Origin of the sequence: Stenotrophomonas sp. (assembly GCF_032103445.1) — a bacterium.
GTDB lineage: Bacteria > Pseudomonadota > Gammaproteobacteria > Xanthomonadales > Xanthomonadaceae > Stenotrophomonas.
The window spans coordinates 1-12306 of record NZ_DAMDFR010000057.1 but is presented as its reverse complement, the minus strand read 5'-3'; the positions used below and the strand labels follow the sequence as shown (position 1 = coordinate 12306).

At 66.2% G+C, this 12306-nt stretch carries 9 protein-coding genes and 1 pseudogene; 1 reads left to right on the top strand and 9 read right to left on the bottom strand.

All coding sequences use genetic code 11. The annotated features are described in order from the left end of the window. Positions 1-3: 3 nt before the first annotated feature. Both secA and RT551_RS16590 read right to left on the bottom strand, forming a co-directional pair. Positions 4-2733 (bottom strand): preprotein translocase subunit SecA, encoded by a 2730-nt coding sequence (gene secA / locus RT551_RS16595; protein ID WP_313460664.1) that lies wholly within the window; start codon positions 2731-2733, stop codon positions 4-6. A gap of 161 nt (positions 2734-2894) precedes the next feature. Then, positions 2895-3845, bottom strand: a complete 951-nt coding sequence (locus RT551_RS16590) for a M23 family metallopeptidase (protein ID WP_313460663.1) — start codon at positions 3843-3845, stop codon at positions 2895-2897. A 12-nt stretch (positions 3846-3857) separates the two neighbouring features. On the opposite strand from RT551_RS16590, the gene RT551_RS16585 reads away from it, so the two are divergent. Further along, complete coding sequence (locus RT551_RS16585; protein WP_313460661.1) at positions 3858-4298, top strand: DUF721 domain-containing protein; 441 nt, start codon at positions 3858-3860, stop codon at positions 4296-4298. Between the two features lie 276 nt (positions 4299-4574). Here the strand turns inward: RT551_RS16585 and lpxC are convergent, their stop codons facing one another. The 7 genes and pseudogenes from lpxC to murG all read right to left on the bottom strand — a co-directional run. Continuing rightward, positions 4575-5480: a UDP-3-O-acyl-N-acetylglucosamine deacetylase gene (gene lpxC, locus RT551_RS16580; RefSeq protein ID WP_311190177.1), complete on the bottom strand. Its 906-nt coding sequence runs from the start codon at positions 5478-5480 to the stop codon at positions 4575-4577. A gap of 200 nt (positions 5481-5680) precedes the next feature. Beyond that, on the bottom strand, positions 5681-6904 hold the full coding sequence (gene ftsZ / locus RT551_RS16575; protein WP_311190176.1) for a cell division protein FtsZ: 1224 nt from the start codon (positions 6902-6904) through the stop codon (positions 5681-5683). 178 nt (positions 6905-7082) lie between these two features. Further along, positions 7083-8318: a cell division protein FtsA gene (gene ftsA, locus RT551_RS16570; RefSeq protein WP_125360211.1), complete on the bottom strand. Its 1236-nt coding sequence runs from the start codon at positions 8316-8318 to the stop codon at positions 7083-7085. A gap of 65 nt (positions 8319-8383) precedes the next feature. Continuing rightward, positions 8384-9058: pseudogene (locus RT551_RS16565) on the bottom strand (cell division protein FtsQ/DivIB); the annotation flags it as partial. Continuing rightward, positions 9055-10032: a D-alanine--D-alanine ligase gene (locus tag RT551_RS16560; RefSeq protein ID WP_313460659.1), complete on the bottom strand. Its 978-nt coding sequence runs from the start codon at positions 10030-10032 to the stop codon at positions 9055-9057. The pseudogene RT551_RS16565 and the gene RT551_RS16560, both read right to left, overlap by 4 nt. Further along, positions 10029-11465 carry a UDP-N-acetylmuramate--L-alanine ligase gene (gene murC, locus RT551_RS16555; RefSeq protein ID WP_313460658.1) on the bottom strand — a complete coding sequence of 479 codons (1437 nt, stop codon included), beginning with the start codon at positions 11463-11465 and terminating at the stop codon, positions 10029-10031. Before murC ends, RT551_RS16560 begins: the two co-directional genes overlap by 4 nt. A gap of 34 nt (positions 11466-11499) precedes the next feature. Continuing rightward, positions 11500-12306: undecaprenyldiphospho-muramoylpentapeptide beta-N-acetylglucosaminyltransferase (gene murG, locus RT551_RS16550; RefSeq protein WP_313460656.1), on the bottom strand; the 807-nt coding region annotated here is incomplete at its 5' end.

Here is a 12306-nt window from a genome sequence, read left to right as displayed (position 1 = left end):
TGATCAGGTCAGCTGACCGTGGCAGTGCTTGTACTTCTTGCCGCTGCCGCACGGGCACGGGTCGTTGCGGCCGACCTTGGGTTCGTCGCGGGTGACCTGGTTGACGCCCTGCGCGGCCTGCATCTCCGCCACTTCTTCGTCGGCACCGTAACCGCCGGCGTTCTGGTGCTGGAACTGCGAGGCCAGCATGCGTGCTTCGGCCTGCTGGCGTTCTGCTGCTTCCAGCGCCGCCACTTCTTCTTCGCTGCGGATGCGCACGCGCGACAGCAGGGTGACCACTTCGCGCTTCACGTTCTCCAGCATTTCCGAGAACAGCTCGAACGCTTCCTTCTTGTATTCCTGCTTCGGCTGCTTCTGCGCGTAACCACGCAGGTAGATGCCCTGGCGCAGGTAGTCCATGCGGGCCAGATGCTCCTTCCAGCTCTGGTCCAGCACGGTCAGCATCACGTGCTTTTCCAGCGCGCGCATGGTCTCTTCGCCAACGCCGGTTTCCTTCGCCGCGAAATGCGCGTCCACCTGCTCCTGCACCTTGTTGGCAATGGCTTCAGCGTCCAGTTCCTCGTGCTGATGCACCAGGCCGACCACGTCCATTTCCACGCCGAAGTCCGAGGCCAGGGCGGCCTGCAGACCGGGCAGGTCCCACTGTTCGTCGATCGAGTTCGGCGGCACGAAGCGCGCCACCACGTCGAAGATCACGTCGCCGCGGATGCCGTCGACGTTGTCCTTCACCGACTCGGCGTCCAGCAGTTCATCGCGCTGGGCGTAGATCACCTTGCGCTGGTCGTTGTTGACGTCGTCGAAGTCCAGCAGGTTCTTGCGGATGTCGAAGTTGTGCGCTTCCACCTTGCGCTGCGCCTTCTCGATCTGACGGCTGACCATGCGATCTTCGATCACATCGTCTTCCTTCATGCCCATCAGACGCATTGCCTTCTGCACCCAGTCCGAGGCGAAGATGCGCATCAGGTTGTCTTCCAGCGACAGGTAGAAGCGGGACGAACCCGGGTCACCCTGACGGCCCGAACGGCCACGCAGCTGGTTGTCGATACGACGCGATTCGTGGCGCTCGGTGCCCACGATATGCAGACCGCCGGCGGCCTTGACCTGGTCGTGGCGACGCTGCCATTCGTTCTTGACCTTGAACTTGTCGTCCGCGCTGGCGTCTTCGCCCAGCGCGTGCAGCTGCGCTTCCAGCGAACCGCCCAGCACGATGTCGGTACCGCGACCGGCCATGTTGGTGGCGATGGTCACCGCACCCGGCATACCGGCGTTGGCGATGATGGTCGCTTCGCGATCATGCTGCTTGGCGTTCAGCACTTCGTGATGCACGCCGGCCTTGCGCAGGTGCTCGGACAGCATTTCCGAGGTTTCGATCGAGGTGGTACCAACCAGCACCGGCTGGCCGTTCTTGTTGCATTCCTGGATGTCCGCCAGCACCGCATTGAACTTGCCATTGCGGTTGAGGAACACCTGGTCCGGCGAGTCCTTGCGGACGGTCGGGCGGTTGGTCGGAATGACCACCACTTCCAGGCCGTAGATGCTCTGGAATTCGTAGGCTTCGGTATCGGCCGTACCGGTCATGCCGGACAGCTTCTTGTACATGCGGAACAGGTTCTGGAAGGTGATGCTGGCCAGGGTCTGGTTCTCGCGCTGGACCGGCACGCCTTCCTTCGCTTCCACCGCCTGGTGCAGACCATCGGACCAGCGGCGGCCGGCCAGGGTACGGCCGGTGAATTCATCCACGATCACCACTTCACCGTCGCGGACGATGTAGTCCACGTCGCGCTGGTAGATCGCATGCGCGCGCAGCGCGGCATTGAGGTGGTGCACCACGGTCAGGTTCTGCGCGGCGTACAGGCCTTCGGTTTCCGCGCTGAGGATGCCGGCGTCGACCAGCAGCTGCTCGGCGTGCTCCATGCCCGCTTCGGACAGGTGCACCTGCTTGCCCTTCTCGTCGACCCAGAAATCGCCTTCGGCTTCTTCGTTTTCCTGGCGGATCAGGCTGGGCACCACGCGGTTGACGCGGATGTACAGCTCCGGGGAATCGTCGGCCGGGCCGGAGATGATCAGCGGGGTGCGCGCTTCGTCGATCAGGATGGAGTCGACTTCGTCGACGATGGCGTAGTGCAGGCCGCGCTGGTAGCGGTCGGCACGCGACAGCGCCATGTTGTCGCGCAGGTAGTCGAAACCGAATTCGTTGTTGGTGCCGTAGGTGATGTCGCTGTTGTAGGCCTCGCGCTTGTCGCCGTGCGGCATGCCCGGGTACACCACGCCCACGCTCAGGCCCAGCCAGTTGTACAGCTTGCCCATCTGGCCGGCGTCGCGGCGGGCCAGGTAGTCATTGACGGTGACCACGTGCACGCCCTTGCCTTCCAGCGCGTTCAGGTACACCGGCAGGGTGGCCACCAGGGTCTTGCCTTCACCGGTGCGCATTTCCGCGATCTTGCCCAGGTGCAGCACCATGCCGCCGATCAGCTGCACGTCGTAGTGGCGCATGCCGAGCACGCGGCGGCTGGCTTCACGGCAGACCGCGAAGGCCTCCGGCAGCACCTTGTCCAGGGCTTCGCCGTCGGCGATGCGCTGCTTGAATTCGGGGGTCTTGGCCTTGAGCTGCTCGTCGGAGAGCTTTTCGATCTCCGGTTCCAGGGCGTTGATCTTGGCGACGATGCGGTTGAGCTGGCGCAGCTGTCGTTCATTACGACTGCCGAAGACGCGGGTAAGCAGGCTGTTGATCATTGAAGGAACCGGTTGGAATGAGACGCCCCAACGGCGGCGCTTCCGCAGAAGCTGCTCGCCGCAAACGAAACAGGGCGCACTGCGCCCTGTCTATGGCAACACTTATTGTAGCTTGGGACGGGGGTGTCGCGTTTCAACCTCCCCCGGCCCGTTCGTCGCACTCAGCCGCGCGACACCCGGCCGACCGGGGTATTGCCACCGTCGCCCAGGAATTTGCGCGGATTGACCACGTTGCCGCGCTCCCAGACTTCAAAGTGGACGTGGGCACCGGTGGAACGACCGGTGGAACCGGCCTTGGCCACTTCCTGGCCGGCACGGACCAGGTCACCCACCTTCACCACCAGGCGCGAGTTGTGCGCGTAGCGGGTGACGTAGCCGTTGCCGTGGTCGACGTCGACCACGTTGCCGTAGCCGCCCTTGACCCCGGAGAAGCTGACCACGCCATCGGCCACTGCCATGACCGGGTCGCCGACCTTGGCATGGAAGTCGATGCCCTTGTGGTTGCCGCGACCGCGACCGAACGGGTCGTTGCGGCCACCGAAGCCGGAGGTGATGTAGCTGTTGCGGATCGGCATGCGGCCCGGCACGGCGTCCTGCTGCACCTGGTGGTCGAACATCAGCGATTCCATCACCGACAACTGGCGGCCTGAAGCAGCGAAACGCTGCTCCAGCACCTGTAAGTCGGCGTTGACCGCGCTGGCCGGGATGTCCTGGGTCGGGCCGGCTTCACCTTCACCGAGGCCGGGGGTCTCGTTGAAGTCGAATTCGCCGTCTTCCAGCTTGCCCATCTGGGTGAGGCGCTCGCCGAGCGCGTTCAACCGGGTGGCCTGCGCCTGCAGCTCGCCCATGCGGGCGGCCAGCGCATTGACCTGGGTCTGGGCGTCCTTGCGGGCCTGTGCCAGTTCCAGCTCCTGCTGCGCCACCTTGGCGTGCAGGCGCGAATCATTGAACATGCTGCCGCCCAGACCGGCACCGAAGCCGATCAGGCAGCCCAGCCCGAGCACGCTGCCAAGCAGGGCACGGGGGCGGTCCTCGAAATAGAACCGCAGACGCGCGATGGGCGTTTTGGCCTGTCCTTCACGCGTTTTGATTACGATCTTTTTGAATGCCATCAGTGAGTTTTCATGTCTGAGCCGAAATCCAGTGCCCGTTCCCCTTCTGCGCCCAAACCGGCGCTGGAAGCGGTCATGGAAGACAAAACCGGCAACCCGCTGCGTCGTGCCCTCTGGCTCGACGCGCTGGACCGTCAGTTGCGCCCCCATTTGCCACCCACCCTGGCCACCCGTTGCCGGCTGGCGAATGTGAACGGCGAGCACCTCGTTTTTCTCGTCGAGTCCCCGGTCTGGCATGCCAAGCTGCGGCTTGCCGAACGCGAGTTGATCGACGCGGCCCGTTCCATCGGGCTGAAAGTCACCAAGGTGACCATCAAGACTGCGCTTGCCCCTCCTCCACGCTCCCCAGCGATCGACAACAGGAATGGCCCCCACGCAGTTTCAGCCGCCACGCACCAAGGGCTACGCGACGCTTTGGCTTGCTTCCAGGACCCCAAGGGATCGAAGACCTGACTGCATCGGAGCATCCCGCTCCTTCCCCGATCCGTGTCACGAAGCCGTGAAACATTTCGGGGAGCCGGCGGCCATCGTAGCCGCGCTTGGCTGCCCAGTCGTTAGTCTTTTATTAAATTTGCGTTATTTTTACCCCGAAACCGGATCGGGTTCACAAAAAAGTGACGACGGTCCGGTCACGGTTCATTGACGTGAGCTTCACGGCCGTCGCAGGCCAGAAATGCGAAACGGCGCTATAAGCGCCGTTCGTTTTTCTTTTAAATCAATAACTTGGCGTCAGGCGTAGGCCGGAACACCGTACACCACCGGGGCCGGATCGGCCGCGGCATTGACCCACTCCCACGCGGTGACGTCGGCCAGCAGCGCACGCACCAGCTTGTTGTTGAGCGCATGGCCGGACTTGAAGCCCTCATAGGCGCCCAGCACCTGTGCACCGGCCAGATACAGATCGCCGATGGCGTCGAGGATCTTGTGGCGCACGAATTCGTCGGCGTAACGCAGGCCGTCTTCGTTGAGCACGCGGAATTCGTCCAGCACGATGGCGTTGTCCATCGAACCACCCAGGCCCAGGTTGCGCTCGCGCATGTACTCCAGGTCGCGCATGAAACCGAAGGTACGGGCGCGCGAGATTTCCTTGGTGTAGGCGGCGGTGGAGAAATCGATCTCCGCGCGCGACTGCTTGGCCGGAATCATCGGGTGGTCGAACTGGATGGTGAAGCCCAGCTTGTAGCCCTCATACGGGGTGAAGCGGGCGACCTTGTCGCCTTCGGTGACTTCCACGGGCTTGAGCACGCGGATGAAACGCTTCGGCGCGTCCTGCTCGGCGATGCCGGCGGACTGCAGCAGGAACACGAACGGACCGGAGGAACCGTCCATGATCGGCAGTTCGGCCGAGGACAGTTCCACGATGATGTTGTCGACACCCAGGCCGGCCAGCGCCGACATCAGGTGTTCCACGGTCTGGATCTTGGCGTTGTTGCAGGTCAGCCCGGTGCACAGGGTCACTTCGGTGACCAGGTCGGCACGGGCCGGAACCTCGACGACCGGGTCCAGGTCCACGCGGCGGAACACGATGCCATGGTTGACCGGAGCCGGGCGCAGGGTCATGTAGACCTTGTCACCGCTGTGCAGGCCAACGCCGGTGGCGCGGATCGTGTTCTTGAGAGTGCGTTGCGGAATCATGGGGGTCGACCGGGTAGCGCGCTGTCAGCGCGACAATGACAAACAAGAATAACACGCAGTACCGCCACCCCTTTCTGAACAGGGTGCGCCCTGACCCGAGGTCAGAACCACGGAACGGCGAACTGCCGGGCCCATCCAGGCCCGGCAGTCAGGGACATGGCGATGCTTACCGGGGCGGACAAGTCCCCGGCATGCAACGCTTAGTCCGCCTGGCGGCGCAGGAACGCCGGGATATCCAGGTAATCGTTGGGCAGCTCGGCTGCGGCCGGGCCGGCGGCCGGGGCCGACGGAGCCACGGTGTCGGCGCTCGGACGACGCAGGCCCAGGCCCATGCCGCCGACGGCCTTGGACACGGCGTCGCCGCCGTTGTCGAAGTCGCCGAACTCCGGCTGGCCGGTGGTGGCATTGCGGACCAGCTTGATCGGGGCGCGCTCGCCCGGACGCTGGGTCTTGGAGGCCACCGCACGGTTCAGGCCGGTGGCCACCACGGTCACGCGCACTTCGTCCTGCATGTCCGGGTCGAGCACGGTACCCACCACCACGGTGGCGTCTTCGGAAGCGAAGCCGTCGATGGTGCGGCCGATCTCGTCGAACTCGGCCATGGTGAAGTCGGCACCGGCGGTGATGTTGACCAGGATGCCGTTGGCACCGGCCAAGTTCACGTCGTCCAGCAACGGGTTCTGGATGGCAGCTTCGGCGGCGGCCTGGGCGCGGTCATCGCCACGGGCGGTGCCGGTACCCATCATCGCCAGGCCCATTTCGGACATGACGGTGCGCACGTCGGCGAAGTCGACGTTGATCAGGCCCGGACGCACGATCAGGTCGGCGATGCCCTGCACGGCGCCCTGCAGCACGTCGTTGGCGGCACGGAAGGCCTGGATCATGGTGGCGTTGCGGCCCAGCACGGTGATCAGCTTTTCGTTCGGAATGGTGATCAGCGAGTCGCAGTGCTGGCTCAGTTCCTCGATGCCCTTCAGCGCCACCTGCATGCGGCGACGGCCTTCGAACGGGAACGGCTTGGTGACCACGGCCACGGTCAGGATGCCCATTTCCTTGGCCAGCTGGGCCACCACCGGAGCTGCGCCGGTGCCGGTGCCACCGCCCATGCCGGCGGTGATGAACACCATGTCCGCACCCTGCAGGGCGTCCATGATGCGCTCACGATCTTCCAGGGCGGCCTGGCGACCCACTTCCGGGTTCGCGCCTGCGCCCAGGCCCTTGGTGACGTTGGTACCCAGCTGCAGCTGCAGCTTGGCACCGCAATTCTTGATGGCCTGCGAGTCGGTGTTGGCGGTGATGAATTCCACGCCGTCCACGCTGGTGCTGACCATGTGCGCCACGGCGTTGCCGCCGCCGCCGCCCACGCCGATCACCTTGATCACCGCATTGGGTGCCATCTTTTCAATCAATTCGAAGTGCGCCATGTCCGTGTCCTCGTTGAAACCGCTTCTGTTGGCGTGGTCTTCATGGGCATCCTGCCCTTCGTGCCACGCCGCCATTGCGGCGGTAGTTTTAGGTATGTCCCTCGGAGCGGGGGCTCGTCAGGTGAGTTGCGATGAAGCGATGTTGCCGGTGTTGCAGTGATGCGGCTGTCAGCTGGAATCAGAATTCGCCGCGGAACCAGGTTTTGACTTTGTTGAAGAGACTGCCGGCACGACCGGTCGGCAGCGATGGGCGACGCGGATGTTCAATCTGGCTGCCCATCAGCAGCAGCCCCACGCCCGTGGCATGGACCGGGTTACCGACCACTTCACCCAGTCCGGTGACGTGCTGCGGTATGCCGACGCGAACCGGCATCTGCAGCATTTCCTCGGCCAGTTCGACCACGCCTTCCATCTTCGAGGCACCGCCGGTGAGCACCATGCCGGCGCGCACCAGTTCCTCGAAACCGGAGCGACGCAGCTCGGCCTGGACCATTTCAAAGATTTCCTCGTAGCGCCCCTGCACCGCCTGCGCCAGCGAATGGCGCGGCATGCGGCGCGGCGGGCGATCGCCGACGCTGGGCACCTGGATGCTTTCCTCGGCGGTGGCCAGCTGGGCCAGGGCGCAGGCGTAGCGCACCTTGATCTGCTCGGCTTCCGGGGTCGGCGTGCGCAGCATGTGCGCGATGTCGTTGGTGACGTGGTCACCGGCAATCGGCAGCGACGCCGTGTGGCAGATTGCGCCCTGCACGAACACCGCCAGGTCGGTGGTGCCCGCGCCCATGTCGACCAGCACCACGCCCAGCTCGCGCTCGTCGGCCGTCAGCACGGCGACGCTGGAGGCCAGCGAGGACAGCACCAGGTCGTCCACCTGCAGGCCGCAGCGCTGCACGCACTTGCTGATGTTGGCCGCCGCCGACTGCGCGCACACCACCAGGTGCGCATGCACTTCCAGGCGCACGCCGGTCATGCCGACCGGGTTGCGGATGCCTTCCTGCGAGTCATCCAGCACGTATTCGCGCGGGATGGCGTGCAGGATTTTCTGGTCGGCCGGAATGGCCACGGCCTTGGCCGCGTCGAGCACGCGATCGAGGTCGCCCCAGGTCACTTCGCCGTCGCGGATCGGCACGATCCCCGGCGAGTTCTTGCACTGCACGTGGTTGCCGGAGATGGACGCGTACACCGAGCGGATCTCGCAGCCGGCCATCAGCTCGGCTTCTTCGACCGCGCGCTGGATCGACTGCACGGTCGATTCGATGTCCACCACCACACCGCGCTTGAGCCCGCGCGACTCGTGCGAGCCGATGCCGATGACCTCGATGGGGTTGCCGGGCGAGTACTCGCCCACCAGCGCCACCACCTTGGAGGTGCCGATATCGAGCCCGACGATCAGCGATTTGTCACCCTTGCGATTCATGTCCTGTCCTGCGTGTTCTGCGCCGCATTGGCCGGCGCGGCCGGAACCGGGGTACCCCAGCTCAGCGTGAAACCATTGGTATAGCGAAGGTCGGCGCGCTCGATCGGCGCGCTCTGGTTGGCCAGCTGCGGCAGCACGCGCACGAAGCGCTGCAGGCGCGAGCGGGCGTCGTCGCGGCCCACCACCACTTCGGTGCCGTTGCTCAGCTGCAGCGACCAGCTGCCACGTGCGTCCATGCTGACCCGGGTGACATCCAGCCCGGTCGGCGCGAACAGCGCACGCGACTCGTTGTACAGCGCCACCACTTCCTGGGTCTGGGTGTCCGGACCGTCCAGGTTGGGCAGCTTCAGGTCCTGCAGCTGCTTGGGCGTGGCGAACAGCTTGCCCTGCTCGGACAGCAGCCGGTCCTTGCCCCAGCGCGCGAACGGCTTGTGTTCGACCAGGGTGATCTCCAGCACGTCGGGCCACTGCTTGCGCACCTGCGCGCTTTCCACCCACGGCAGCTGCTCGATCGCGTCCTGCGCGTCCTGCAGCTTGACCGCGAAGAAGCCGGCGTGCGCGTACGGCAGCACCACCTGCTGCAGCTGCTCGGCCGGCACCCGCTTGAATTCACCGTGCACGCGCAGCTTGGCCAGCGGCCAACGCTCAGCCGCAACCCAGCCGTTGAGCACCGCCACGACGGGCAGCGCTACCAGCGACAGGGCCAGCAACCAGACGAAGATGCGCAGCACCGCGTTCATGCGTGGCGGCTCTCCCCGTTGTGCTGCGGCAGAGTCTGTTCCAGCACGCGCCAGACCAGTTCCTCGAAACCGATGCCGACCTGCCCCGCGGCCTTGGGCACAAGCGAGTGGCTGGTCATGCCCGGCGCGGTGTTCACTTCCAGCAGGTACAGGCGACCGCTGGCGCGGTCGCGCATCACATCCACGCGGCCCCAGCCTCGGCAGCCGGCAGCCTGGAACGCGGCCAGCGCGAGCCGGCGGATCTCGGCTTCGTCGTCGCCTTCCAGGCCCGGGCACAGGTACTGGGTGTCGTCGGCCACATACTTGGCGTTGTAGTCGTACCACTGGCCCTTGGGCACGATGCGGATCGACGGCAGCGCGACGTCGCCAAGGATGCCCACGGTGAGTTCATCGCCGACCACCATCTGCTCCATCAGCAGCTGGCCGTCGTAACGCGAGGCCAGCGCCACGGCGTCATCCAGCCCGGCCTCGTCCATGACCCGGCTGATGCCGACGCTGGAACCTTCGTTGGCGGGCTTCACCACCACCGGCAGACCGAGCTCGCGCGCCTGCGCATGCACGGTTTCGGCAGTGACCTTCCGGTACTGCGGGGTGGGTAAACCGACCGACAGCCACACCTGCTTGGTGCGGATCTTGTCCATGCCCAGCGCCGAGCCGAGCACGTCCGAACCGGTGTACGGCACGCCGAAGGCTTCCATCAGGCCCTGCACGATGCCGTCCTCACCGCCCCCGTTGTGGCCGTGCAGGATGTTGAAGACGCGGTCGAAACGTTTTTCCACCAGCGCCCGGGCCAGCGCCGGAATGCCGTCCACGGCGGTGGCGTCCACGCCACGTGCGCGCAGCGCTTCGATCACATTGCGGCCGGAGTCCAGCGAGACCTCACGCTCGCTGGAGGTGCCACCGAGCAGCACTGCGACGCGACCGAAGTCGGCCGGGTTGCTGGTGCGCAGCGCGGGGAAGTCGAAGATGCTCATGCCTGGCCCTCGCTCTTGAACCCTTCCACCGCCAGATGGGTGGCCATCGCGCCGATATCGCCGGCGCCCATCATCAGCAGCAGGTCGCCGTCCTGCAGCACGTCGGGCAGCACGCTGGCCAGTTCGGCGGGCTTGCCCACCACTACCGGTTCGCTGCGGCCGCGCGCACGGATCGCACGCGCCAGCGCATGCGAGTCAGCCCCGGCAATCGGGTCTTCGCCGGCCGGGTAGACCTGGCACAGCACCAGCGCGTCGACGCTGGACAGCACCGCGGCGAACTTGTCGAACTGGTCGCGGGTGCGGCTGTAGCGGTGCGGCTGGAACGCCACCACCAGGCGCTGGTCCGGCCAGCCGCCACGCGCGGCGGCGAACACCGCTTCCAGTTCGCTGGGGTGGTGGCCGTAGTCGTCGATGATGCGGACCTTGGCACCGGACGCGGTGGTCACCTCACCGAGGTCGTTGAAGCGGCGGCCGACGCCGGCGAAACCGGCCAGCGCGCGCGCGATTGCATCCGGAGCCACGCCCAGCTGCCAGCCCACCGCTGCGGCGGCCAGTGCGTTGAGCACGTTGTGCTTGCCGGGCAGCGCCAGCACCACTTCCTGGCTGGTGCCCTGCGGCAGGCGCAGGGTGAAGCGCATGCGCGAGCCTTCCTGCACCACGTTCTCAGCGCGCACGTCGGCCTGCGGGCTCATGCCGTAGCTCATCACGTGACGCGGGGTCTGTGCGGCCAGCGCGGCCACTTCCGGGTCGTCGATGCACAGCACCGCCAGCCCGTAGAACGGCAGGCGCTGCAGGAATTCGGCGAACGCCGCCTGCACACGGGCGAAGTCGTTGCCGTAGTTCTCCAGGTGATCCGCGTCGATGTTGGTGATCACCGAAACCAGCGGATTCAGGCGCAGGAAGCTGCCATCGCTTTCATCGGCTTCGGCCACCAGCCACTGGCCACCGCCGAGCTTGGCGTTGGCACCGGCAGCCAGCAGCTGGCCACCGATCACGAAGGTCGGGTCCAGCCCGCCTTCGCTCAGCACTGCGGCGGTCAGGCTGGTGGTGGTGGTCTTGCCGTGGGTACCGGCCACGGCGATGCCGCGGCGGAAGCGCATCAGCTCGGCCAGCATGGCCGCGCGCGGCATAATCGGAATGCGCTGGCTGCGCGCTTCCATCAGCTCCGGGTTGTCTTCGCGGATCGCGCTGGAGACCACCACGCAGTCGGTGCCGAGCACGTTGGCGGCCGAGTGGCCGCGCATGACACGCGCGCCCAGCCCGGCCAGACGGCGGGTGGCGGCGTTGTCGGCATTGTCCGAGCCGGACACTTCATAGCCCAGAGTCAGCATGACCTCGGCGATGCCGCTCATGCCGGTGCCGCCGATGCCGACGAAGTGCACGCGCGGGAACGCGCGGACCAGGTCATTGGTGTCGTGCAGGCGACGGATCATGCGCGGCCTCGCGGGCACATGCGGGTAACGGTGTTCATTTGGCTTCCTCAAGAATGATGTCGGCGATGCGCTCAGCGGCATCGACCTTGGCCAGCGCACGCGCGGCTTGCGCCATCTGCATGCGGCGGCCGGAATTGGCGGACAGGTCACGCAGGACGTCCTGCAGGCGCGCGGCCAGGGTGTCGTCCTGCTTCAGCAGCACGGCGGCGTCGCGCTCGACCAGGTATTCGGCGTTACGGGTCTGGTGGTCATCGACGGCGGCGGCGAACGGCACCAGCACGCTGCCCACCCCCACCGCGCACAGCTCGGCCAGGGTCGAGGCACCGGCGCGGCACACGACCAGATCGGCCCAGCTGAAGGCTTCGGCCATGTCGGCAATGAACGGCTGCACGTCGGCGCTGACGCCGTTGTCGGCATAGGCCTGCAGGGCTTCGGCGTGCAGCTTCTCGCCACTCTGGTGGCGAACCTGCACCGCCACCTCGCTGCCGAGTGCGGCCAGCGCCTTGGGCACCGCATTGTTCAATGCGCGCGCACCCTGGCTGCCGCCCAGTACCAGCAGGCGCAGCGGACCGCTGCGACCGGCCAGGCGCTCCTGCGGCGGCGCGATGGCGGCGATTTCGGCGCGCACCGGGTTGCCCACCGGTTCCTCGCGGGTCGCGAAGCTGCCCGGGAAGCCGGTCAGCACGCGCTGCGCGAAGCGCGACAGAATGCGGTTGGTCAGCCCCGGGGCCCGGTTCTGTTCGTGCACCAGCAACGGCAGGCCGTGCAGGCGCGCGGCCAGACCACCCGGGCCGGAGGCGAAGCCGCCGAAGGCGATCACCGCACGCGGCTGGCGGTCGCG

Excerpts from the sequence above, each read along its gene's own strand:
- ftsA (WP_125360211.1), bottom strand. The coding sequence starts at position 8,318 with ATGAATCGCAAGGGTGACAAATCGCTGATCGTCGGGCTCGATATCGGC.
- secA (WP_313460664.1), bottom strand. The coding sequence starts at position 2,733 with ATGATCAACAGCCTGCTTACCCGCGTCTTCGGCAGTCGTAATGAACGA.
- RT551_RS16585 (WP_313460661.1), top strand. The coding sequence starts at position 3,858 with ATGTCTGAGCCGAAATCCAGTGCCCGTTCCCCTTCTGCGCCCAAACCG.
- RT551_RS16560 (WP_313460659.1), bottom strand. The coding sequence starts at position 10,032 with ATGAGCATCTTCGACTTCCCCGCGCTGCGCACCAGCAACCCGGCCGAC.
- murC (WP_313460658.1), bottom strand. The coding sequence starts at position 11,465 with ATGATCCGTCGCCTGCACGACACCAATGACCTGGTCCGCGCGTTCCCG.
- ftsZ (WP_311190176.1), bottom strand. The coding sequence starts at position 6,904 with ATGGCGCACTTCGAATTGATTGAAAAGATGGCACCCAATGCGGTGATC.
- lpxC (WP_311190177.1), bottom strand. The coding sequence starts at position 5,480 with ATGATTCCGCAACGCACTCTCAAGAACACGATCCGCGCCACCGGCGTT.
- RT551_RS16590 (WP_313460663.1), bottom strand. The coding sequence starts at position 3,845 with ATGGCATTCAAAAAGATCGTAATCAAAACGCGTGAAGGACAGGCCAAA.